This is a genomic window from Pantoea sp. PNT03 (assembly GCF_014852515.1).
Classification (GTDB): Bacteria; Pseudomonadota; Gammaproteobacteria; order Enterobacterales; family Enterobacteriaceae; genus Pantoea; species Pantoea leporis.
Window position 1 is genome coordinate 1 of sequence record NZ_JACVBT010000020.1, and the last position, 435, is coordinate 435.

Annotated in this window: 1 protein-coding gene; it reads left to right on the forward strand. The window is 53.8% G+C overall.

Features of this window, described 5'->3' with window-relative positions:
- Positions 1–435, forward strand: a 435-nt coding sequence (locus IB226_RS23085) for a PAS domain S-box protein (RefSeq protein WP_192237069.1), incomplete at both ends; no start/stop codon positions are given.

A 435-nucleotide genomic window follows, 5' to 3' on the forward strand; every position in this document is an offset into this window, starting at 1 on the left:
TGGCTGCAGGTTAACCGCTCGCTGTGCGATATCCTTGGCTATCCGGCCGAAGAGCTCAAACGCCTGACATTCCAGCAAATTACGCATCCCGATGATCTGAGCCTTGATCTGCAACATGCCAGCCGATTGCTGGAAGGTGAGATTGATACGTACACGTTTGAGAAGCGCTATTTTCGTAAAGATGGTGTGATTGTCTGGGCACGCCTCACGGTATCGCTGGTGCGCGATGGCAGCCAGGAACCGCTCTATTTTATCGCGCAAATTATTGATATCTCTGAGCTGAAGCAGAGTGAGCAGGTGAATCGCCGGCTGATGGAGCGCATCACGCTGGCCAACGAAGCCGGTGGCATTGGCGTGTGGGAGTGGAACCTGCTAACCGGTGAAATGTTATGGGACAAGCGCATGTATGCCCTGTTTGGTCTCGCCCCTCATGAG